The sequence below is a fragment of the Runella defluvii genome (genome assembly GCF_014195535.1).
Lineage (GTDB): Bacteria > Bacteroidota > Bacteroidia > Cytophagales > Spirosomataceae > Runella > Runella defluvii.
The window spans coordinates 45654-67978 of sequence record NZ_JACIBY010000011.1 but is presented as its reverse complement, the minus strand read 5'-3'; the positions used below and the strand labels follow the sequence as shown (position 1 = coordinate 67978).

Here is a 22325-nt window from a genome sequence, read left to right as displayed (position 1 = left end):
CTTATACAAAAAGTTATATGGGTGTTTTTAAACAATTATCTACCCATTCCATTTTTAAACTTTTTTCAAACTATGAACATCTATTGGAAAACACTCAAAACAGTTTCACTGGCATTGACAGTTTTAGCAAGCAGCCTCTTCTTAATGAGCTGTGAGAAAGATGAACCTACTTCCAACACCATTACTGACGTAGTTCTTCAAAACAATGACTTCACAATCTTACGGGCGGCTGTGAGCCGTGCTGGACTAGCCGATGCGTTGCGGGCAGGTACTTTGACCGTTTTTGCACCAAACGATGCAGCTTTTACGGCGTCTGGATTAGACCTTGCAACTATCAATAGTCTGGATGTGAATACATTGACAGCGGTGTTACAGTACCACGTTTTAGCAACAAAAAATCTTTCAACCGACCTCCCAACGGCAAGCAACACGGAAGTGACTACGTTGAGTGGAGGAAAAGCGTACATCACGAAAGGAACTAGCGGGGTGTCTATCAATGGAGCTAAAGTGATAGCAGCCGACGTAGCTGCTGACAATGGAGTGATCCATGTGATTAACCGCGTTTTGTTGCCACCTGCAGGCAATTTGCTCCAAGTGGCGCAAGGAAATACCAACTTTACGTTTTTGGTAGCGGCGCTTAATAAAGTAATTCAAGAAAATCTCACGGTGGGTGCAACAGTTACTGCGGTTTTGACTGGTAGCTCACCCTACACCGTATTTGCTCCTACCAATGCGGCCTTCCAAGCTACTCCTTTCAATAGCATCGAAGCAATCAATGCAGCAAGCGGTGCTACTTTGACTACCTTGACCAACGTGTTACTTTCTCATGTGGTGGTTGGCCGAGTATTTTCTACCAATCTTGTAGCAGGTACGGTTACTTCAGCAGGACAAGCTCCGTTAACGGTTACTTTGGGCGAAACAGTACAGGTGCGTGGAGCTGGAAACGGAACCAACAATGCCACAGTTACTTCGGCTGATGTTGTTGCTACCAACGGCGTTATTCACGTCATCGACCGTGTGATACTACCATAAGCGATTTTTCGGAAACATGATTAAAAGCAGGGTAAAACGGTAGCATTGGTCATAAAGGTTCTGCCAGAAAGAGGGTACTATTGCTCATCACAATCAATCAATCCTCCCAATGAAAAGAAGAGAACCAATTTCGCACATCATGACCAAAAACGTAGCCACTGTTCAAGTTTCCGACGATTTGCATGATGTTATTGACTTAGTAAAGAAAAATCACATTCGACACGTTCCAGTGTTGGAAGGACACGACGTAGTGGGAATCATCAGCAGTACCGACATCAATCGTTTGACTTTCAGTTCGTTGTTTGAAAACCAAGAAGGCGCCGACGAAGCCATTTTGGAGATGTTGAGTATTTCGCAAGTAATGACCCAAAAACCTCGTACGGTAGAGGCAACTTTGAGTATTAAAGAAGTAGCAGAGATTCTAGCTTCGGAAGAATACCACGCCTTGCCCGTTATCGAAAATGGCCAACTCGCTGGAATTGTGACCACTACGGATGTCATTAAGTACTTATTGGAACAATACTAGCAGTCAATAAAACATTCTTTCAATCGGAGCAGTTTGTCAAGAGACAAATTGCTCCGATTTTTTGTTATAACCCCAAAACTCACCTCAGCGATTGTTAGTATATCGGAGCCGTTTTCCCTACTTTTGTGAGTTTTGCAAACCAGCCCAATGAATCAAACGACAAGTAATCCGACTGTATCTTCTTCTGATTTTGAAGGACTAGACCCCAAAAAATTTATCCTCATCAAAGGGGCGCGAGTCAATAACCTCAAAAATATTGATGTGGCCATTCCACGAAACAAACTCGTTGTCGTAACGGGCGTATCGGGGTCGGGCAAATCATCGTTGGCCTTTGATACGCTTTTTGCCGAAGGCCAGCGCATGTACGTCGAAAGCTTGAGCAGCTACGCCCGTCAGTTTTTGGGAAGAATGGAAAAACCCGAAGTGGATTATATCAAGGGAATTTCGCCTGCGGTAGCCATCGAACAAAAAGTCAATACCCGAAATCCGCGCTCAACGGTAGGGACGACCACCGAAATCTACGATTATTTGAAATTGCTTTTTGCCCGAATTGGGGTCACTCACTCGCCTGTTTCGGGGGAAGTAGTTCGCAAAGACACCGTTACCGACGTGGTCAATTACCTTATGGGCCACGAGGAAGGGACGCGGGCAATGATTTTGGCACCGCTTATCATCAAAGAAAATCGTACGCTCGAACAAGAATTAACCATTCTACTTTCCAAAGGCTACACGCGAATCGTAGTAAATGACGAAACACGTTCGATTGAGGAATTATTGGAAGAAGGCAACGTTGAAGGAGCTTTGGAGGGAGCGGAGTTATTTGTTTTGGTGGACCGAGCGGCCATTAAGCACGAGGACGAAGATACGCTATTCCGTCTTTCGGATTCGGTACAAACGGCTTTTTTTGAAGGAGAAGGGTTGTGTTGGATAAAAGTAGTCGGTGGAGAAAAACGTTCGTTTTCTGATAAGTTTGAATTGGATGGGCTAAAATTTGAAGAGCCGAGCGTCAACCTTTTTAGCTTTAATAACCCTTACGGAGCTTGCAAACGCTGCGAAGGCTTTGGAAAAGTACTGGGTTTAGACCCTGAGTTGGTTATCCCCGATAAAAATCTTTCGGTATTTGAGGGAGCAATTGCCCCTTGGCGTTCCGAAAAAATGAGCGAATGGCAGGCACCGTTGTTGCGTCATGGCATTCGTTTTGATTTCCCGATTCACCGCGCCTATAAAGATTTGGCCGAAGACCAGAAAACGTTACTCTGGACGGGAAATAGCTATTTTGAAGGTCTAACGGCCTTTTTCGAGCATTTAGAATCGCAGACACATAAAGTACAATACCGTGTGATGTTGTCGCGGTACCGAGGCCGAACCAACTGCCCCGAATGCCGTGGATCGCGTTTGCGTCAGGATGCGAGTTACGTAAAAATAAAAGGCACTTCCATTACTGATTTGGTTTTGATGCCCATCTCGGAAGTGTTACAATTTTTCCAAAACCTCACGCTACCCGATTTTCAATACGGCGTGGCCAAACGTATTTTGATTGAAATTGAAAACCGTTTGGAATACATGAACCGCGTGGGGCTGGGTTATTTGACCCTCAACCGCTTGACTAATTCACTTTCAGGGGGAGAATTTCAACGGATTAAGTTGGCGACTTCGCTGGGGAGTGCCTTGGTAGGCTCAATGTACATTTTGGACGAACCAAGCATTGGTCTTCACCCGCGTGATACCCGAAAGCTGGTAAGCGTGTTGGAGTCGTTGCGCGACATGGGCAATACCGTAATTGTGGTTGAGCACGAAGAAGAAGTCATGCGCGCCGCTGACCAAATTATCGACATCGGCCCAGATGCAGGAAATTTGGGTGGAGCAGTGGTTTGGCAGGGGAGCTGGGAGGATATTCTCAACCCCACCCCTGACCCCTCCCCTGTTAGGGAGGGGGATGATTTTTCTGATAATCCTTCTTATAGCCGCCCGTTTTATCATAGTTCTCCTGAAACATGGAAGTCAATAAAAGAGGATGTTCGTCAAAATCGTAAAAATCCAACGAGGGCAGAGGAGACACTCTGGGAGTATTTACGAAAAGAGCAATTAAGTGTTAAATTTCGTCGTCAGCATTCCATTGAAAAATATATTGTTGATTTTGTTTGCCTTGAGAAACAACTTATTATCGAATTAGATGGTGAAGTGCACAATCAACAGGTAGAGTATGATGTTATTCGTACAAAACACCTTCAAGAATTAGGATTTAAAGTGATACGCTTTCAAAATGAAGAAGTTTTTGAGAGTATAGAAAAGGTTTTAAGCAAAATAAGAGAGGAATTAAGTACTTCAAGCACTAATTCAGTTGTAGAAGAGCAAAAAGATGTTCTTGCACGGAATGAAAAGGATAATACAACCCCTCCCTCACAGGGGAGGGGCAGGGGTGGGGTTGTATCCCACACCATCGACTTCCTCACGGGCCGCGACCAAGTACCCGTCCCCACCTTCCGTCGGAAAGCGACACATTGGCTAGAGTTGACGGGTGCCAAAGAAAATAACCTGAAAGACGTGGACGTGAAATTTCCGTTGGGAACGCTTACGGTGGTGACAGGGGTGTCGGGTTCAGGAAAATCGACACTGATTCGGAAGATTTTATTCCCCGCCTTGGCTCGCGTAAAAGGTGAGTACAACGAAGATGCGGGCAAATACGCCAATTTGACGGGAAGCGTTGAGCGCATCGACAACCTAGAAATGGTGGACCAAAATCCCATCGGGAAATCGTCTCGTTCTAATCCCGTTACGTACATCAAAGCCTATGATTACATTCGCCAAATGATGAGCGATGTGCCTCTGGCCAAAGCCAGAGGATATAAACCTTCTCATTTTTCCTTCAACGTCGAAGGCGGGCGCTGTGAAACGTGCCAAGGAGAAGGTCAAGTGAAAATTGAAATGCAGTTCATGGCTGATATTTACCTCAAATGTGAAGGCTGCGGCGGAAAGCGTTTCAAACAAGAAGTACTCGATGTCCGTTATCAACGCCCCGATGGAAACTCGGCCGATATTTCGGATATTTTAAACATGACGATTGACGAAGCCATCGATTTCTTCCAGCAAGAAGAGCCTAAATTGGCTGAGCGCCTTCAACCGTTGAAAGATGTGGGGCTGGGATACATCAAGCTGGGACAATCGTCCAATACCTTATCAGGAGGCGAAGCCCAACGGGTCAAACTGGCGTTCTTCTTGAGTAAATCGAACCCTAATCAAGGGCGTTCGTTGTTTATTTTTGACGAGCCAACCACGGGACTCCATTTTCACGATATTCAAAAATTGTTAAAATCCATCAATGCGCTGGTTAATCAGGGAGATACGGTGATTGTCATTGAACACAACGTCGAAGTGATAAAATCGGCCGATTGGATTATTGATTTGGGGCCTGAAGGGGGCGATAAGGGCGGCTACATCACGTTTGCGGGTACGCCCGAGAGTATGTTGGCGCTAGAAAATAACTACACAGCTGAGTTTTTGAAGCTGAAAATGAACCCATAAAACGGGCTACGGTTGTTTTTTAGCTTCTAACTGCTGGTAAACGTCTTGAAAGTCGCGTCCTTCACGAAGATGCTTGACCAGAACGGGGATGGCAGGTTGTCCTGCGGCAGCTAGCCAACGAGATACTTCCATTCCCGAAGTCATGTAAGCCAACATAACACGGCCTTCGGGACCCGTAAAAAATCCGCGCATTGAGCTAATCTCGGTAAGCGCGAGGGTTACTTGTCCACCGCTCGAAATGTAATCACATTCATCTTTGTAATCTATGTAGCGCTGGGCGGGAGGTTTGTTTTCTACAAAACGATAATCAACCATCAAAGCAAGCCCTTCGTTGAACCACTGCGGAATTTGTTGGGTGGTTTTCCACCAACCGAGCCGCGTGAAAAGTTCATCGTGACACATTTCGTGGGCGATGACGTCGGTATTGATACCGTCCAAATTGAGCACCACGTAAGAAGCGCCCCACGGTGTTCCGATGCTACAGCCCGCTCCTTCGTCGCTGTGGCAATATTTTGCATATTCGTGCGGATCGTAGCAAACAATGATTGTCGGCTTTCCTTGTCGGCTACCCCAAAAGCTTTGGATTCGTTTTTCTGCCTCAGCCACTACTTTTTGGGCGTATTGGTGGTGTTTGGGAGAGGATTTGGGGCTGACGTAAAAGTGAGTATTGAGCGCTTTAAAATCAGAAAAACCGACCCATTGGCAATACCAAACCTGCGGAAACAAGACAAAATAACTGATAAGGCCAGCGGCCAGTCCCCCAATAATCCAGAATAAGTATCGCTTGAGCATATTAGACGTGGTTAGGGAGACAGGCTGTTAGCCAAAAGCCGAAATATCAATAGCAAGTGCCGAAGCAGCCTCGCGGATGATGGCTTGCTGAAACGACGGGCCAATGTCGGTCAGTTTTAATTCTCCCCCAATAAGGGTACTAATGACCTCATTGCTGAGAATGTACGGGACAAAAAGCGATCCGTATTTTTCTTCAATCCAACGCTTCATTGGTAGAAAGGTTCCTTCACGCAGGGCGTTGCTTCGGGCAGCGCGTTGCTGCATTTCGGCAAATTCTTGCGGAGATGGCTTCACCCGTTCGTGCAAAAGTTGGCGCTTCGTTCCCTCGGCTTTTGCTTGGTGAATGACTTGTTTGAGTTGATCCACTGCCCAAGGAGTTTGCATACGTGGATTTACGCCTTTTAACTGTAGCCAGTTGTTGAGCGTTGTTGGGTCAATGAGAATTTCGTGTACTTGGGCATCGGTCAGTATTTGGTAAGTTGGCTTGCCAAAACGACGCGCTTGTTCATCACGAAAACGATACAATTCACTTAAAATATGTTGGTCAAACGGGCTGAAATCGCGCTGTTCTTTGGGGCTCAAAAACGTATTGCGTGTTTTGGGAACGTAGCTTTTGTTTTCCAAAAACGCCATACTTTGTTGAAACCATTCCCAGCGTCCTTGCTGCTGAAGGCGTTCCGTTAATTTGTCACGAAGTTCAAGGAGATAAATGACATCATTGGCCGCGTAGTCAAGCTGCATATCGGAGAGCGGGCGTTTCAGCCAATTGCTCTGCTGCTTCTTCTTACTCGACTCAATACCCAGTACTTCACCCAACACACTTGCTAAACCAATTTTTTCAAAACAAAGCAGCTTCGTGGCCACACTGGTATCGAAGATATTGCGGGGGGAGCATCCGTGAAGATAAAGCAGACGAAAATCCTCGCCACTGTCGTGGATTACTTTTTCGACCGCTGGGTTTTCAATCACGCGCCATAGCGCCGACAAGTCTTTTACCTCAAAGGGGTCAATCAAATAACACGCATCGGAGGTAGCTACTTGAAACAAACAAAGGGTAAAGCCATAGGCATAATGATTGTTATCAAATTCAGTATCAATCGCTATGGCTGGGAAGTGGTTCAATCGTTCAACGACACGCTCAAACTCCGCTTGTGTATGAATAAAAATGGGACTCGACATAGTGCCAAAATTACGAATAAATCCGCCATTTTGTCTATAATTTTTGATTTAACGGGCAAAATGATGCCAAAATTTCCGCTTTTAGGCATCGGCATGAGAATTTTAAAATCAGTGTCAACAAACCAATTAACCAACAGCAGAACCCGTGCATAAGCACCGAAGCCATGAACTTTAATCAATATACCATCAAAGCCCAAGAAGTTGTTCAGCACGCTGTGCAAATTGCTCAGGGCAAGCAGCAGCAAGTTGTTGAAACGGGACACATTCTAAAAGCGATTTTGGAAGAAGATCCCAACACGTCGCAGTTTTTAGCCAAAAAGCTGAATGTCGCACTCCCAAATGTTAATACAAGACTTGAAACCATCATCAACGGTTATCCGCGCGTAGCAGGCTCGGCCAATACCGAATACCTTAGCAACGACCTCAACGCCACGTTTCAAAAGGCACAAAGCTATCTGAAAGAATTTAATGACGAATATGTTAGCGTAGAACTCCTCCTAGTGGGCTTATCGGCGGGCAAAGACAGCACCGCTCAGCTCATGAAAGAGGTGGGATTAAAAGAAAAAGAATTAGTAGCAGCTATCAAAGAATTAAGAGGGAAGAATAATCCAGTGAAAGACCAAAATGCCGAAGCTAAGTACCGTTCGTTGGAACGATACAGCAAAAACTTAAATCAATTGGCACGCTCGGGCAAGATTGACCCCGTTATTGGGCGCGACGACGAAATCCGTCGGGTGCTTCAAATCTTGGCGCGTCGTACCAAAAACAACCCCATGCTTTTGGGGGAACCAGGAGTAGGAAAAACGGCCATCGTAGAGGGCCTAGCGCAACGGATTGTACAAGGCGACGTACCCGAGCAGTTGAAAGAAAAAGAAATTGTATCGCTCGATATGGGCTTGCTCATTGCGGGGGCCAAATACAAAGGCGAATTTGAAGAGCGTTTGAAGGCGGTCATCAAAGAGGTGACCGATTCGGAAGGCCAAATTATCTTATTTATTGACGAAATCCACACGCTCATCGGGGCGGGGGCGGGCGGTGAGGGCGCGATGGACGCTGCCAACTTACTCAAGCCTGCCCTCGCGCGGGGCGAACTCCATACCATCGGTGCCACTACCATCAAAGAGTACCAAAAGTACATTGAGAAAGACAAAGCGCTGGAGCGCCGTTTTCAGGTAGTGACCGTCGATGAACCCAACGAGGCTGATGCGATTAGTATCTTGCGGGGTATCAAAGACAAGTACGAACTCCACCACGGAGTACGGATTCAGGACGATGCGGTCATTGCGGCCGTTGAGCTGTCGAGCCGTTATATTTCTGATCGTTTTTTGCCCGATAAAGCCATTGACCTAATGGATGAGGCGGCCGCAAAATTGCGCTTAGAAATGGATTCGGTTCCCGAAGAGCTCGACGATTTGAACCGCCGCATTATGCAGTTAGAGATTGAGAGAGAGGCGATTCGACGGGAGAATGACAAAGAAAAAGAAGCCAGACTTAACAAAGAGTTGGCGGATTTGAACGAAGAACGAAGCGCTTTTAAAGCCCAATGGGAGTTGGAAAAAGGGAAAATCAGCGAACTCCGCGCGTTAAAAGAGCAATTGGAACAACTACGCCTCGAAGCAGAACAAGCCGAACGGGCGGGGGATTATGGAAAAGTAGCGGAACTTCGTTACGGTAAAATCCCTGAAATTGAAAAACGTTTGGGAGAAAGCGGCCAACAATCAATTAGCGGTGAGCAGTTGATTCAAGAGGAAGTAACGGCCGAAAATATTGCGGAAGTAGTTGCCAAATGGACGGGTATTCCAGTAAGTAAAATGCTGCAAAGCGAGCGTGAAAAATTACTCAACTTGGAATCCGAACTCCAAAAACGCGTAGCGGGTCAAGAGGAGGCCATTGAAGCGGTAGCTGATGCGGTGCGTCGTTCGAGAGCAGGTTTGCAAGACCCCAAACGCCCGATTGGTAGTTTTCTATTCCTAGGGCCGACGGGGGTTGGTAAAACAGAGTTAGCCAAGACGCTGGCAAATTACCTGTTCAATGACGACAATGCCATGGTGCGCATCGACATGAGTGAATACCAAGAGCGCCACGCTGTAAGCCGTTTGGTAGGAGCGCCTCCAGGCTACGTTGGCTACGATGAAGGTGGGCAGTTGACCGAAGCCGTGCGTCGTAAACCATACAGTGTGATTTTGTTGGACGAAATCGAAAAAGCACACCCCGACGTTTGGAACGTAATGTTGCAGGTTTTGGACGATGGGCGGTTGACGGACAACAAAGGTCGCTTGGCGAACTTCAAAAATACCATCATCATCATGACGTCGAACATTGGTAGCGATATCATCATGGAGAAGTTCAAAGAAGCGGGCAATAAGATTGAAAAAGGCTGGAAGCTGTACTTCAAAGAAGAAGCTAAAAACGATGTTTTAGGCTTGTTGAAACAGTCAGTTAGGCCAGAGTTTCTGAACCGTATTGACGAAATTGTGCTCTTTGACCCCCTTGGACGGGATAATTTGAAACAAATTGTTCGGATTCAGTTCAACCACATCAAAGACTTGTTGGCCGAACAAGGAGTGACCTTGGATGCTACTGACGAAGCTTTGGTGAAACTCTCAGAAGAAGGATATGACCCTGCGTTTGGGGCAAGGCCACTCAAAAGAGTCTTACAGCGCCGAATTTTGAATGAGTTATCGAAACAGATTCTCTCGGGAAAAATTCAAAAAGACGCCGTCATCATGATGGAACTCAATGAAGAAGGCGAAGTAGCTTTTGAGAATATTTCGGAGGCAAAAATAGAGGTTTGATAATGACAAGGTGTAAATAAGGGACCCCTACTGAATCATTCAGTAGGGGTTTTTGTATAACTTTGCTGTATGGAAATAGCGAATGACAACGGAAGATTTATTTCAATTCTCTCGGATTATGGTTTTAAAGTGACCTTTGGAAATGAAGTGGATACTACTTTTTTAAAGAAAGCGCTTCAGGCACTCATAAATTCCTCTGTCCCCATTAGAGAGGTCTCCTTTATTAAAAACGAACTCACTGCTATAACGATTGACAGCCGAAGTGGAATTTATGATGTAGCTTGCATAGACGAGAATGACAATCATTTTATTGTCGAAATGCAATTGAGCGAGTATCCTGAATTTATTCAGCGTATGAAATTCTATGCTTTGCATCGTTTTAATACGCTTGTCAAAAAAGGGGAATATCGTTTTGAAAATTTGTCAAAAATATATTGTATTGGTATTCTAGCAAGGGTGATATTTACACAAATATCTGATTATCATAATGTTTCCTTTTTGAGAAATGCAAAAAACGAAACTATTGACGATCAAATGGTGTTTGTCACGGTAGAGTTGGATAAGTTTTCCAAAGAAAAAAATCAAGTACAAACCGATTTAGATAAACTGGTTTATACAATGAAAAATTTACACACAGTGACCGAAACTTCTCAATTCCCTGAATTTTGGAGTGAAGAATGGCTTAAAAAAGCTATTGCAGAAGTTGACTTGCGTAATATGACGGCGGAGCAAAAACTGGCTTACGAAATGGTACTGTCAGCTAATGCTTTAGCAGTAAAAAACGAAAATAAGAAAATTAAAGAAGCGCGTTTAGAAGAGAAGAAAAATGCAGTTATAAAAGCCTTGAAGGCAGGAAAACTGAGCAACGAAGAAATTGCGGATTACAATGACACAACAATTGAATTTGTATTTGCTGTCCAACAAGATTTGGTAAATGTAAAGTAGATATTTTGCTAGAGAACGCATAAAAAAGGGGGCTTTCAAGCCCCTTTTTTATGAATTAGTATGTTTATCTGGATTAGAAACGTGTCCTTCCGCGAGTGGAGTTTCTGAAGTAGGCTGAACTTCTTCAGCTGGCTCAGAAGGAGTCTCTTGAGTGGGATTTTCGTTTTCGGTTAAATTGCTACTTTCAGGCTCTGAGCCTTCGCTGACCTCTGTAAGTTGTTCAGTGGCAATGGCATCGGTAGTCGCTACGACTGCTTCGTTCGTGGGATTTTCCATTGCGATAGCTTCCGTGGTTTCGTCGCTTTCTACTTCATCTTGCGGTTCGTCCAAACGTGGAAAGAAGGTGCCTTGGAAAATAAGGATGATACACACGCCAACGAAAATACAAGCATCGGCGAAGTTAAAAATAGGCGTTGTATAATATTGACCACCCCACACAGGTACCCACTCTGGTACAAAACCTTCCCAGAAATCGACAAAAACCATGTCAATTACTTGTCCGTGAAACCAAGGAGTAGGAGAACCGTAAGGCGCATTGCCGATAAGCACGCCGTAAAAAATACTATCAATCAGGTTGCCGATGGCTCCTGCTAAAATCATGGCCATAGCCCACAATAAACCACTCGCAGCACCGCGTACTGAGAGCCGAACAATGTACCAAGCAATAAACACCATTGCCCCCAAACGGAAAGTGGTTAAAAATAACTTGCCGTATTCGTGGTCGATTTGCATTCCAAAAGCCATGCCTGGATTGGTGACGTAATAAAGCTTAAACCAATCGCCAATGAGACGGACTTGACCTGCAAAACCAGGTGCCATGTAATGATGGACGAGCAACTTAGACGCTTGATCTACCGCAATCAGTAGAAGGGCAAACAAAAAAAACTTTAGTGGGTTTCTGGCGGTATGACTCGTCATTCAGCTATCAATTATCTAGTGTAACCTGTGTTGGGCAAATGGGTTGCGCTTGCAATTTACTGAGAAATTCGTTGTTGATGACGTCTTTCTACTTCGCGCTTTACTAATAAATACTCACGACTACTTTGGCCAGCTATTGATTTATTTTCTTCGGCACGGCGGAACAAGTAAGGCATGACGGTTTCTACAGGGCCATAAGGTACGTATTTGGCGACATTATACCCTGCATTGGCCAAATTGTAAGAAATATTGTCGCTCATGCCTAGGAGTTGCGCAAACCAAACGTGTGGGTCATTGTGCGGAATATGGAGTTTTTCCATTGATTCGATGCAAAGTTGGCAGCTATGTTCGTTGTGCGTTCCCAAACAAATTGAAATAACGTCACGGTTTTCAAGACAAAATTCGAGCGCTTTGTTGTAGTCGCGGTCGGTGTCTTCTTTGGTGGCGTGGATAGGATCTTGGTACTCATTTTCGTATGCACGCAGACGTTCTTTCTCAAAGTACGCACCTCTTACGAGTTTTACCCCCAACAAATAGCCCGCTGCTTTGGCTTCACGCGTGGCTTTTTTGAGGTTTTCAAGCATATCGTGGCGGTACATCTGAAACGTATTGTAAACGATGGGGGTCTGGGTGTTGTATTTTTTCATGCCATCGTAAGCTAGTTGGTCAATGACATTTTGAATCCAACTTTCTTCCGCATCCACAAAAATCTTAACGTTCAAGTCGGCTGCTTTCTTGCACAAGACATCAACGCGTTGCTTAATGCGTTCAAAAGCCTGTTGTTCTGAGGAATGAAGCTCTTCGCCCGCCTGAATTTTTTCCATAAGTGGGGTTGAACCAACGCCAGTTACCTTGAAAACCGAGAACGGAATGGCTTTGTTATTTGACGCTTTTTCGATAGTTAGCGAAATTTCGTTAGCAGTTTTGTCAAAACTCTTTTCATCGTCTTCTCCCTCGATAGAGTAGTCTAAAATTGTGCCTACGTTCGATTTTGCCAAATATTGTATTGTTTTTTCGCATTCTTTAATATCTTCTCCACCACAAAATTGGTTGAATAAAGTAGTTTTTATGAGACCCTTCACGGGCAATCTCAACAAAAGAGAGAGTTTTATAAAAAAAGTTCCTAATTTTACAAGCCAAACCTGATTCATCATCGAGAATAACCAATAGGTTTTCTTGAGTTGGCCGTTGGACTTGGACGAAAATGCGACCGAAGTGTCATCAAATGAAACACCCGTTTTGGGTGATACAACACTTAAAGGCATAGTTGTAGTGTTTTGTTGATAAATGAAATTGTACGTTCCGAATCGTCGGATTTTCAGGGGATTATCCCCATGACGCGGCGGACTGTCAAAACGGTTGCAAAATTACGAAGATTTAATCGCTTTCAAATTGTTACTATAGATTGTTGTACTAATTAATTTTTTTCTCAGTTATGGGTGCCACCTTAGACATTTTACCAATGAGCTCGTGGGTTGATACGGGAGGAAAGCCGCTCGTTATCGCAGGACCATGTAGTGCCGAAACAGAAGACCAAGTACGTGATACCGTTCGTCAAATCAAAGCAGAAGGATATGCCAACGTAATCAGAGCGGGGGTTTGGAAACCTCGTACTCGTCCGGGCAGCTTTGAAGGAATGGGCGAAGCCGCGTTGCCTTGGTTGGTAGATGCTAAACAAGAAACTGGATTGCCTATTGCCGTTGAAGTAGCAACGCCTCAGCACATTGAGCTTGCACTTAAATACGGCGTCGATATTTTGTGGGTAGGTGCTCGTACCACCGTTAACCCATTCAACGTTCAAGACTTGGCCGATGCGCTTCAAGGAGTGGATGTACCTGTGCTTATCAAAAACCCAGTAAACCCTGACCTAGCGTTGTGGATTGGTGCGTTTGAGCGTATCAACCGTGCTGGTATCAAAAAATTGGGTGCTATTCACCGTGGTTTCTCAAATGCGCAAGAAACGAAATACCGTAACTCGCCTATGTGGAACATCGCCATCGAACTCAAAACTATGTTCCCTGAGCTTCCGATGATTGGTGACCCAAGCCACATGGCAGGTAAGCGTGCGTATTTGTTTGAGTTGGCACAACGTGCCTTAGACTTGAACTACGATGGTTTGATTATCGAGTCTCACCGTGATCCAGACAAAGCGTGGTCGGATGCTTCTCAGCAATTGACGCCACATGCGTTGGGCGAAATGTTGCACGAATTGCACGTTCGTAAAGCGGAGTACGGCACAGATTATCAAAACCAATTGGATACGTTGCGTAGCAAATTGGATAACCTTGACCGCGAATTGCTCGAAGCGTTGGGCACGCGTATGTCATTGGTAGAGCAACTTGGCGAATACAAGCGTGATAACAACGTAGCCGTTCTTCAAATGGATCGTTGGAGACAGCTTCGCAAAAACCGCGCTGATTTGGGTAAACAACTTAACTTGTACCCAGATTTCGTAGAAGAGTTGTTTGAGTTGATTCACATGGCTTCTATCCGTAAGCAAACTGAAGTAATGAACAACGAACCAGCTGCTTAATACAGCTAGGTAAATCGTATATTTAGAAGCCTCTTCCCAAACAGGAAGGGGCTTTTTTATGCCAAAATAAAATGATTCATCGGCAAATCTGTGTGTTAAGTAGCATTATCTTCGTCAAATTAGCCCCTTTTTTGTATTTTTGAATGAAAACCAATTTTACTTTCTCATGAGAAAAATTTCCTTCATCATCTCACTATTTTATGCGGGACTGACGTGGGCACAAGCACCCACCATGCCCAACTACCACGCCAACGACCGTTTTGAACAATTGGGCACGGCGCTGCCTACGCCCAATACCTACCGAACTGCTTCGGGAGCGCCTGGAAAAGATTATTGGCAACAACGCGCCGATTATGACATTAAGGTGGAATTGGACGAGGCCAATAACAAAATCATTGGTACCGAAACCATTACGTATTTTAATCAGTCGCCCGATGCGCTTCCTTACGTGTGGATTCAGCTCGACCAAAATTTGTTTGCCAAAAATTCTCCTGGGCCAATAACTAGAACTGGAGACTTAGGAAATCAAACAACAATGACGAGTCTTTCGACTATTACCGATATGAATTACTCAAATGCGGATTATGGGTATAATATTCAGTCGGTGAAAGATGCAAAAACGGGGAAACCGCTTCGCTATACCATCAATCAAACGATGATGCGGATTGATTTGCCGCAGCCGCTTTTGCCTAAACAAAGCTATTCATTTTCCATTGATTGGAATTACCGCATCGTTGAGGTTGCCAAAGGTGGACGACGAACAGGTTTTGAGGTTTTCAAAGATGGTAATAACGTCTATGAAATTGCGCAGTTTTATCCTCGCCTTTGTGTGTATGACGATGTAACGGGCTGGCAACACAAGCAATATTACAGTCAGGGAGAGTTTGCATTGTCGTTCGGAAATTTCAAATTGGCCATTACTGTACCCGACGACCACGTTTTGGGAGCAACGGGCGAGTTGCAAAACGCCCCACAAGTATTGACGCCAACGCAACTGAAAAACTACGAAAAAGCGAAGACTTCCGACAAAGTAGTGGTGATTGCGTCGCAAGAAGAGCGCGAGAAAGCCGAAAAAGGAAAACCTTCGGGTAAAAAAACCTGGATTTTCAAAGCCGATAACGTGCGTGACGTAGCCTTTGCGACGTCCAGAAAGTACATTTGGGATGGTAAAATGCAGGAAGTAGCGGGCAAAAAAGTGTTGTGCATGTCGTTTTATCCAAAAGAAGGAAATCCGCTTTGGGGTAAATATTCGACCGAAGTCGTGGCTCATACTGTTAAAACGTATTCAAAGTTCTCGGTAGATTACCCGTACCCCGTAGCGATTTCTTGTCATGGCCCCATCGGAGGGATGGAATACCCTATGCTTTCTTTCAATGGCGGTCGCCCTGAAGCAGATGGTACGTATTCGGAAGCGACCAAATACGGCATGATTGGGGTGATTATCCACGAAGTAGGTCACAATTTCTTCCCGATGATTGTCAACAACGACGAACGTCAATGGATGTGGATGGATGAAGGTTTGAATACCTTTGTGCAATATTTGACCGAAAAAGAGTGGGACAAAGACTACCCAACGCGCCGTGGCGAGCCTCAAATGATTGTGGATTACATGAAGCAAGATCCCAAAAATTTGGTACCTATCATGACCATGTCTGACAACCTCATCAATGCAGGGGCAAGTGCGTACGCAAAGCCAGCTACAGCCCTCAATATTTTGCGCGAAACGGTCATGGGGCGCGAGTTGTTTGATTATGCCTTCAAAGAATATAGCCGTCGTTGGGCGTTTAAGTCGCCTACACCTGCCGACTTGTTCCGTACCTTGGAGGATGCTTCGGGCGTGGATTTGGATTGGTTCTGGAAAGGTTGGTTCTACGGCGTAGAGCCCGTTGACCAAGATTTGGTAGAAGTTGAATGGTTTGCCCTTGATACCCAAAATCCTGAAATTACGAAGGCCGAACAGCGGGCAGCAGCTAGCAGTAAGCGAGAAACAGTTGCTCGTCAGCGCGATAAAGACTTCATCAAAGAGTCGGTGGTAGAGAAAAATCCTGACATGAAGGATTTCTACAACTCGTATGATCCCTACAAAGTAACCGATGCCGACAAGAAAAAATACGAAACGTATTTGGCAAGTTTGACCCCCGATGAGCGTAAATTGGTCGAATCGGGGTTGAATTTCTACACCTTGAAAGTGAAAAATAAAGGAGGTTTGCCAATGCCCGTGATTGTAAAGATGCAATTTGAAGATGGTACTGATTCAGTGGCGCGCTTCCCCGCAGAAATCTGGCGTTTGAACGACCAACAAGTGTCAAAAGTTATCACAACCAAGAAAAAAGTGGTGCAGTGGACACTGGATCCATTCCGTGAGATTGCCGACATCGACGAAGAGAGCAACAGCTTCCCACGTCAGCCGACGAAACCAACGCGCTTCCAATTGTTCAAAGGCGGAGGTTTCCAACGTGGCAGCAACCCAATGCGCGAAGCCCAGCAAAGCCAACAGCCAAAAGCAGGGCAACAGGGCGGGGCTAAGAATTAGTGTTTTTTACCACTAAGGTACTAAGGGTATTCTTTTCTTAGTGCCCCTTAGTGCCTTAGTGGTTCAATAATAAACGTACATGACTTCCAAAGTAGCTTACCGTTTTTATCCTTCGTTGCTCAACACCTACTCACGGTTTTTGCAGGGGAAAATCAGTGAGCAGGAAGTGCTAGACCGCATTAATCGAGTGCCTATCCCACAAACCGAAGCCCAGTTTAGGGGAGTATCGTTTGAAGATGCGGTATTGAAAAAAATCGGCGAAGAGCAATTTGACCCTCAAATTATTGCAACCGTTCGCCAAAAACTCCCTTCTCCCATTGTAAAAACCCAAGCCTACTGCCAATACCAAGTAGGCGATGTGATTATTTATGGCTTTGTGGATGTATTGGGACGTAAAGAAGCCGTTGACATCAAAACTACATCACACTACGAAACCCAACGGTTTCTACAAGACCACCAAAACTTCTATTTACCAGCTCTTTACGGCCGTGGAGTTCGTCAAATGCGCTATTTGATAACCGATTTTGTCGGCGTTTATGAAGAAATCTATCCCGCTTCTGCCGATTTTGAAGGGCAGTTGGAGGAATTGTATTCGTTTAAAATGTTTCTGGAAGAACACCGCGAGCAAATAACGGATGCAAAGATTTTTGCCAAAAAGAAGTAATTTTGACCCTTCTGAAAAATAAAACCACTAAGGCACTAAGAAGCACTAAGTGATGATGACTAAAAAAGAGGTCAATCAATTAGCATACGAAATTGTGGGATGCGCAATTGAGGTTCATAGACAGATTGGGCCAGGGCTGTTGGAGTCTGTTTATGAGACTTGCCTAGTTTATGAATTACAACTCAAAGGTTTTAAGGTAATTAGACAACTTACCGTGCCTGTTGTCTATAAAGAGGTGCGCTTAGAGGCAGATTTACGGTTGGATTTACTGGTGAATGATTGTGTTGTAGTAGAACTAAAAGCGGTAGAAAACCTCATTCCCCTTTTTGAAGCACAGTTATTGACGTACATGAAATTGTTGCAAAAACCTAAGGGGTTACTTATAAATTTTCATACAGAAAACATCACAAAAAGCATTAAGCCAATGGTAAATGAGCATTTTGCGGCATTGCCTTAGTGAAACTTAGTGCCTTAGTGGTTAAATATAATTCTCTCACAGAAAACATCACAAAAAGCATTAAGCCGACGGGAAACGAGTAGTTTGAGTCATTACCTTAGTGAAACTTAGTGTCTTAGTGGTAAAAAAAATGAAACTCTGGCAAAAAGAAACGACTTCCATCTCCGAAAAAATTGAGAAATTCACCGTCGGGCGTGACCGTGAAATGGACTTGTATTTGGCTCCTTACGATGTGCAAGGAAACATCGCACACGCTACCATGCTCGAAAGCGTAGGACTTCTGACGAATGATGAATTACGAATGTTGAATGACGAACTACGAATTATTTACCAAGAGATTCAACAGGGTAAATTTGAGATTGAGGAGGGGGTAGAGGATGTACACTCGCAAGTAGAGCTAATGCTTACGCGTAAATTGGGCGATGTCGGCAAAAAAATCCACAGCGGCCGTTCACGCAACGACCAAGTATTGGTGGACATGAAGCTCTTCACGCGCAGTCGGTTAGAAGAAGTAGCGCTAGCTTCTAAAAAACTGTTTGATTTGCTCATCAAACGCTCAAATCAGCACAAAAACGACCTTTTGCCAGGTTATACGCACCTCCAAATCGCGATGCCATCGTCGTTTGGCCTTTGGTTTGGTGCTTACGGCGAAGCATTGGTGGACGACATGAGCATGATTCAAACGGCTTATAAGTTAGCCAATAAAAATCCGCTTGGTTCGGGAGCTGGTTATGGTTCTTCATTTCCACTGAACCGCACGATGACCACCGAATTATTAGGTTTTGAAACCTTGCATTACAACGTGGTTTACGCCCAAATGTCACGCGGGAAAACCGAACAAACGGCTCTGACGGCCATTGCGGCGTTGTCGGCGACGTTGTCGCGATTGGCGATGGACGTGTGCCTGTACAATAGCCAAAACTTTGCCTTTGTCACCCTGCCTGACGATTTAACAACGGGAAGCAGTATCATGCCGCACAAAAAGAACCCCGACGTAGCAGAGTTATTACGGGCAAAAACGAACCGTTTGAAGGCGCTGCCAACCGAACTCACGATGGTCATGAGCAACTTACCATCGGGTTATCACCGCGATATGCAGTTGTTAAAAGAATTGCTGATGCCTGCTTTTGAAGAAATTTTGGATTGTTTGGACATCACGCATTTTATGTTGGAACACTTGCAAGTAAAACCCAATTTGTTGGTCGATGCCAAATACGATTTGTTGTTTAGTGTAGAACGGGTCAACGAATTAGTGGTACAAGGAGTGCCTTTCCGCGATGCGTACCGTCAAGTGGGCAAAGAAATCAATGAAAATACCTACCACGCTTCCCGCGACCTCAAACACACCCACGAAGGAAGTATCGGAAATTTGTGTAATGATCAAATTGTAGGATTGATGGAAAATGAAATGCACCGATTTGGATTTGAAAAAGTGCACGGAGCCGTGGAGAAGTTGTTGAAATAAAAACCTGCCGAAGTAACTTCAAAACTCTTCAGGTTTTTGACGGGTATTGCGAATTGTGATGATTTCGATGCTTGTATCAAGCACACGATAGTAAAATACGACGTGCTTGTTCATCACACATTCGCGTATGTTAGCTTGTTTTTGAGAAACTTTATAGAGGTAGGGCATTTTGCTGATAAGTTTCATCTGATCGGTTAACGTCAACAAAAATTCTATTTTGCTGCGTTCTGACCAGGTTTTGGCTAAATAACCAGCAATTTGTTCTATGTCTCGGCGGGCGCGTTCTGAAAGTTCAACGGTTAATTCCATACTGCGACTTCATAAAATCAAAGAAATCGGTTTTACGCCCAGCGTTCAAGTCTTGAAGCCCTTCTTGGATTGCCGCTTGAGTAGGAGTATCCAGATTATCCCAAAAATCAGGCACTCCTTCAGCTTCGCGTGATAACAAAACAACATACGCCTGTAAGATGGCGTCATCATTAATCCGTTCGATGAGCGTATGAAGGGTAGATTTTAACTCTGTTGTATTCATTTTAAGTGAAGGCTTAATCTTTATGCACTTACATAAAAGTTATTCTACAAGTTTACTGTGTAAATTTTGTAAAATCAAGAATCGGTATTTATCATTTTCAATAATTCCCACACAATATCACTTTCAAAACCTCTACTGAGGGCAAAACGCACCAATTTTTGTTTGGTCGCCGTTGGCTCGCCTTTGAGGGTACGCGCCTTTTTGATAAGTAAATCTTGTAAAACAGCTTCGTACTCGTCGCCATCTATTTCGGTAAGCCCCTTTTGAATCAAGTCATTCGACAAGCCACGAAGTTTCATTTCTTGACGAATTTTCAAGCGTCCCCATTTTTTTACCCTAAATTTTCCCCTGGCAAATGCCCGCGCAAACCGTTCTTCGTTGAGGTAATTTTGGGCAATCAATTCGTGAAGAATGGGTTCCATCTCATCGTCAGTGATTTCGAGTTCGTGCAGCCGTTGTTTTACTTCTTTGGTACCACGTTCTTGGTAAGCACAAAAGGCCGCGGCTTTGACGAGGGCTTGTTTTTGGCGTTCAGTCATTTATGAATTGTTTTGGCAAAAATAACAATAGAACTTTTAGAACATAGTCCGTAAATTGCAGCGTTTTTCCAAACCCCTCTAACACCTTTTAAAATGCCTCCCCATAACTTCCGTTGGCGGATAGTGTTTCTTCTTTTCTTGATTACGACAATCAACTACGTTGACCGAAACGTTTTGTCGTTTTCGATGCTCGACGATGCGTTTCGGAAAGAGATGTTGGGGGTGCCGCTTTCATATACCCTCACCCAAGCTGATTTAGATGCGTTTAAGATTCAATATGGTTGGGTTGACACGGCCTTCAAATTGGCTTATGCGTTGGGTTTTATTATGATTGGTTGGCTCATCGACCGTCTCGGAACCCGCAAAGGTTTGTCGTTTGCCATTGGTTTGTGGAGCTTGGCGGGCGTAGCCACTGCTTACGTAGGCAGTTTTCGGGGTTTGTTGGGAGCGCGTTTTGCGCTTGGGATTGGAGAAGCGGGAAATTTTCCTTCGAGCATCAAGTCGATTGCCGAGTGGTTTCCCAAAAAAGAACGGGCGTTTGCCACTGGCTTGTTTAATGCAGGAACCAACGTTGGGATTATTCTAACAGCCGCCCTAATTCCATGGATGACCCTCAAGTACGGGTGGAGAATGTCGTTCATGACAACAGGGGTTTTGGGTTTTGTGGTGTTGGTATTTTGGTGGCTCAACTATCAAAAACCCGAAGACCATCCCAAGGTATCGACGCGAGAATTGCGGTACATCAAACAAGATAACCAGCCCGAAGAAATAGAAGGCCGAGTCACTTGGTGGCGATTGTTGCGCTTTCGTCAAACGTGGGCGTTGATTGTCGGGAAGTTGATGGCAGACCCCATTTGGTGGTTTTATCTGACGTGGTTACCCGACTTTTTCAATTCTAGCGAAGCACTCACCCAGCGCCTTGACTTACAAAACATTGGTTTCCCTTTCATGGTTATTTATATTATTTCGGACGGCGGGAGCATATTTTTTGGGTGGCTTTCGTCACGATTAATGAAAATGGGCTGGTCGCTGAACCGCGCGCGTAAAACGACGATGCTTTTGTGCGCGCTTTGTGTTGTTCCGATTTTCTTTGCTGCCCAAACCCAAAATGTCTATATCGCAACGGTCTTGATAGCGATTGCCGCAGCGGGGCATTTAGGGTGGTCGGCCAATGTCTATACAATTGCCTCAGACCTCTACCCTAAAAGTGCGGTGGCGATGGTAACGGGGATTGGGGGATTTTCGGGGGCGGTAGGCGGCGCACTTTTAGCGGCTGTAATCGGGCCAATACGCGTTCAATGGGGCTATTTGCCATTATTTTTATTGGCGAGTTCCACTTATTTGATAGCGTTGCTCTTTATCCATTTGTTGATTCCTAAAATGAAACCCGTTGAGATGTAAAAAATAATCTTTTGTCTTTTTAACACAATTTCTTTATCAAAACGTTATAGCTTTGCATTTGCGTAAGATTCCTTTATTTTTCATTTTAAAAGTCCAACCTAGGCATGAAACGATTCACAAAAATGTTAGTAGCAGCGGGAGCTTTCTTGGCAGTATCGACTGCGGCAAACGCGCAAGTTAAAATTCCTGCAGACATTGAAGCTTTATTGACTAAAAATACGTGTTTGGCTTGCCACAAAGCCGATCAGAGATTGGTAGGCCCAGGCTACAAAGAAGTAATGGCGAAGAAAAAATATAAGCCAGAGCAAATCGTAGAGTTGATTGCTAACCCAAAACCAGCTAACTGGCCAGGGTATCCTCCAATGGCGCCACTTAATGTACCAAAGGACGAAGCTATGAAAATTGCTAAGTGGATTGTGTCTTTGGGTAAGAAATAATCCTGAGTAAAATACCACTCCCTAAAAGCCGATGTACTTGCATCGGCTTTTTTTG

General features: G+C 44.6%; 19 protein-coding genes. 12 read left to right on the top strand and 7 right to left on the bottom strand.

All coding sequences use genetic code 11. The features are described 5' to 3' along the window. Window positions 1-72 precede the first annotated feature (72 nt). From FHS57_RS22090 to FHS57_RS22080, 3 genes are all read left to right on the top strand, one after another. Complete coding sequence (locus FHS57_RS22090; RefSeq protein WP_229601418.1) at window positions 73-1032, top strand: fasciclin domain-containing protein; 960 nt, start codon at window positions 73-75, stop codon at window positions 1030-1032. Window positions 1033-1141: 109 nt separating this feature from the next. Further along, window positions 1142-1558: a CBS domain-containing protein gene (locus FHS57_RS22085; protein ID WP_183977471.1), complete on the top strand. Its 417-nt coding sequence runs from the start codon at window positions 1142-1144 to the stop codon at window positions 1556-1558. A gap of 147 nt (window positions 1559-1705) precedes the next feature. Further along, entirely contained in the window at window positions 1706-5080 is a 3375-nt protein-coding gene (locus tag FHS57_RS22080) for a DUF559 domain-containing protein (protein WP_183977469.1), read from the top strand. A 6-nt stretch (window positions 5081-5086) separates the two neighbouring features. On the opposite strand, the gene FHS57_RS22075 is transcribed toward FHS57_RS22080, so the two are convergent. Both FHS57_RS22075 and FHS57_RS22070 read right to left on the bottom strand, forming a co-directional pair. After that, window positions 5087-5872: a hypothetical protein gene (locus FHS57_RS22075; RefSeq protein ID WP_183977467.1), complete on the bottom strand. Its 786-nt coding sequence runs from the start codon at window positions 5870-5872 to the stop codon at window positions 5087-5089. 27 nt (window positions 5873-5899) lie between these two features. Further along, window positions 5900-7051 (bottom strand): ribonuclease D, encoded by a 1152-nt coding sequence (locus FHS57_RS22070; protein WP_183977464.1) that lies wholly within the window; start codon window positions 7049-7051, stop codon window positions 5900-5902. Between the two features lie 164 nt (window positions 7052-7215). Here FHS57_RS22070 and clpB point away from each other — a divergent pair, with 164 nt between their 5' ends. Both clpB and FHS57_RS22060 read left to right on the top strand, forming a co-directional pair. Continuing rightward, window positions 7216-9846 (top strand): ATP-dependent chaperone ClpB, encoded by a 2631-nt coding sequence (gene clpB / locus FHS57_RS22065; RefSeq protein WP_183977463.1) that lies wholly within the window; start codon window positions 7216-7218, stop codon window positions 9844-9846. Between the two features lie 69 nt (window positions 9847-9915). Continuing rightward, on the top strand, window positions 9916-10791 hold the full coding sequence (locus tag FHS57_RS22060; protein ID WP_183977462.1) for an Rpn family recombination-promoting nuclease/putative transposase: 876 nt from the start codon (window positions 9916-9918) through the stop codon (window positions 10789-10791). A 48-nt stretch (window positions 10792-10839) separates the two neighbouring features. On the opposite strand, the gene FHS57_RS22055 is transcribed toward FHS57_RS22060, so the two are convergent. Beyond that, entirely contained in the window at window positions 10840-11709 is an 870-nt protein-coding gene (locus tag FHS57_RS22055; RefSeq protein WP_183977461.1) for a lipoprotein signal peptidase, read from the bottom strand. 56 nt (window positions 11710-11765) lie between these two features. Further along, entirely contained in the window at window positions 11766-12974 is a 1209-nt protein-coding gene (locus FHS57_RS22050) for a proline dehydrogenase family protein (RefSeq protein ID WP_183977460.1), read from the bottom strand. A 170-nt stretch (window positions 12975-13144) separates the two neighbouring features. Between FHS57_RS22050 and FHS57_RS22045 the strand changes: the two genes are divergently transcribed. The 5 genes from FHS57_RS22045 (at window position 13145) to argH (ending at window position 19361) form a co-directional block, all read left to right on the top strand. Then, a complete protein-coding gene (locus tag FHS57_RS22045; RefSeq protein ID WP_183977459.1) occupies window positions 13145-14242 on the top strand; it encodes a chorismate mutase in 1098 nt (365 codons plus the stop codon). 166 nt (window positions 14243-14408) lie between these two features. Next, window positions 14409-16775, top strand: coding sequence for a M1 family metallopeptidase (locus FHS57_RS22040; protein ID WP_183977458.1), 2367 nt, complete (start codon window positions 14409-14411; stop codon window positions 16773-16775). Window positions 16776-16854: 79 nt separating this feature from the next. Further along, on the top strand, window positions 16855-17439 hold the full coding sequence (locus tag FHS57_RS22035; RefSeq protein ID WP_183977457.1) for a hypothetical protein: 585 nt from the start codon (window positions 16855-16857) through the stop codon (window positions 17437-17439). A 52-nt stretch (window positions 17440-17491) separates the two neighbouring features. Then, window positions 17492-17896, top strand: a complete 405-nt coding sequence (locus FHS57_RS22030) for a GxxExxY protein (protein ID WP_310587013.1) — start codon at window positions 17492-17494, stop codon at window positions 17894-17896. Between the two features lie 130 nt (window positions 17897-18026). Continuing rightward, window positions 18027-19361 (top strand): argininosuccinate lyase, encoded by a 1335-nt coding sequence (gene argH / locus FHS57_RS22025; protein WP_183977456.1) that lies wholly within the window; start codon window positions 18027-18029, stop codon window positions 19359-19361. 18 nt (window positions 19362-19379) lie between these two features. Here the strand turns inward: argH and FHS57_RS22020 are convergent, their stop codons facing one another. The 3 genes from FHS57_RS22020 to FHS57_RS22010 all read right to left on the bottom strand — a co-directional run bounded on the left by FHS57_RS22020 (window position 19380) and on the right by FHS57_RS22010 (window position 20432). Continuing rightward, window positions 19380-19670: a type II toxin-antitoxin system RelE/ParE family toxin gene (locus FHS57_RS22020; RefSeq protein WP_183977454.1), complete on the bottom strand. Its 291-nt coding sequence runs from the start codon at window positions 19668-19670 to the stop codon at window positions 19380-19382. Then, entirely contained in the window at window positions 19654-19893 is a 240-nt protein-coding gene (locus tag FHS57_RS22015) for a hypothetical protein (RefSeq protein WP_183977452.1), read from the bottom strand. The genes FHS57_RS22020 and FHS57_RS22015 overlap by 17 nt, the downstream gene beginning before the upstream one ends. 74 nt (window positions 19894-19967) lie before the next feature. Next, window positions 19968-20432, bottom strand: coding sequence for a regulatory protein RecX (locus FHS57_RS22010; RefSeq protein WP_183977450.1), 465 nt, complete (start codon window positions 20430-20432; stop codon window positions 19968-19970). 93 nt (window positions 20433-20525) lie between these two features. Here FHS57_RS22010 and FHS57_RS22005 point away from each other — a divergent pair, with 93 nt between their 5' ends. Next, on the top strand, window positions 20526-21833 hold the full coding sequence (locus FHS57_RS22005) for an MFS transporter (RefSeq protein ID WP_183977448.1): 1308 nt from the start codon (window positions 20526-20528) through the stop codon (window positions 21831-21833). A 104-nt stretch (window positions 21834-21937) separates the two neighbouring features. Continuing rightward, the gene (locus tag FHS57_RS22000; RefSeq protein ID WP_183977447.1) at window positions 21938-22270 is read left to right on the top strand and encodes a c-type cytochrome; all 333 of its coding nucleotides are present in this window, start codon (window positions 21938-21940) and stop codon (window positions 22268-22270) included. Window positions 22271-22325: the final 55 nt, after the last annotated feature.

Coding starts and splice junctions, on each gene's coding strand:
- FHS57_RS22045 (WP_183977459.1), top strand. CDS start 13,145: ATGGGTGCCACCTTAGACATTTTACCAATGAGCTCGTGGGTTGATACG.
- FHS57_RS22075 (WP_183977467.1), bottom strand. CDS start 5,872: ATGCTCAAGCGATACTTATTCTGGATTATTGGGGGACTGGCCGCTGGC.
- FHS57_RS22000 (WP_183977447.1), top strand. CDS start 21,938: ATGAAACGATTCACAAAAATGTTAGTAGCAGCGGGAGCTTTCTTGGCA.
- FHS57_RS22055 (WP_183977461.1), bottom strand. CDS start 11,709: ATGACGAGTCATACCGCCAGAAACCCACTAAAGTTTTTTTTGTTTGCC.
- FHS57_RS22070 (WP_183977464.1), bottom strand. CDS start 7,051: ATGTCGAGTCCCATTTTTATTCATACACAAGCGGAGTTTGAGCGTGTC.
- FHS57_RS22035 (WP_183977457.1), top strand. CDS start 16,855: ATGACTTCCAAAGTAGCTTACCGTTTTTATCCTTCGTTGCTCAACACC.
- FHS57_RS22015 (WP_183977452.1), bottom strand. CDS start 19,893: ATGAATACAACAGAGTTAAAATCTACCCTTCATACGCTCATCGAACGG.
- clpB (WP_183977463.1), top strand. CDS start 7,216: ATGAACTTTAATCAATATACCATCAAAGCCCAAGAAGTTGTTCAGCAC.
- argH (WP_183977456.1), top strand. CDS start 18,027: ATGAAACTCTGGCAAAAAGAAACGACTTCCATCTCCGAAAAAATTGAG.
- FHS57_RS22090 (WP_229601418.1), top strand. CDS start 73: ATGAACATCTATTGGAAAACACTCAAAACAGTTTCACTGGCATTGACA.
- FHS57_RS22040 (WP_183977458.1), top strand. CDS start 14,409: ATGAGAAAAATTTCCTTCATCATCTCACTATTTTATGCGGGACTGACG.
- FHS57_RS22080 (WP_183977469.1), top strand. CDS start 1,706: ATGAATCAAACGACAAGTAATCCGACTGTATCTTCTTCTGATTTTGAA.
- FHS57_RS22050 (WP_183977460.1), bottom strand. CDS start 12,974: ATGCCTTTAAGTGTTGTATCACCCAAAACGGGTGTTTCATTTGATGAC.
- FHS57_RS22030 (WP_310587013.1), top strand. CDS start 17,492: ATGATGACTAAAAAAGAGGTCAATCAATTAGCATACGAAATTGTGGGA.
- FHS57_RS22005 (WP_183977448.1), top strand. CDS start 20,526: ATGCCTCCCCATAACTTCCGTTGGCGGATAGTGTTTCTTCTTTTCTTG.
- FHS57_RS22085 (WP_183977471.1), top strand. CDS start 1,142: ATGAAAAGAAGAGAACCAATTTCGCACATCATGACCAAAAACGTAGCC.
- FHS57_RS22020 (WP_183977454.1), bottom strand. CDS start 19,670: ATGGAATTAACCGTTGAACTTTCAGAACGCGCCCGCCGAGACATAGAA.
- FHS57_RS22010 (WP_183977450.1), bottom strand. CDS start 20,432: ATGACTGAACGCCAAAAACAAGCCCTCGTCAAAGCCGCGGCCTTTTGT.
- FHS57_RS22060 (WP_183977462.1), top strand. CDS start 9,916: ATGGAAATAGCGAATGACAACGGAAGATTTATTTCAATTCTCTCGGAT.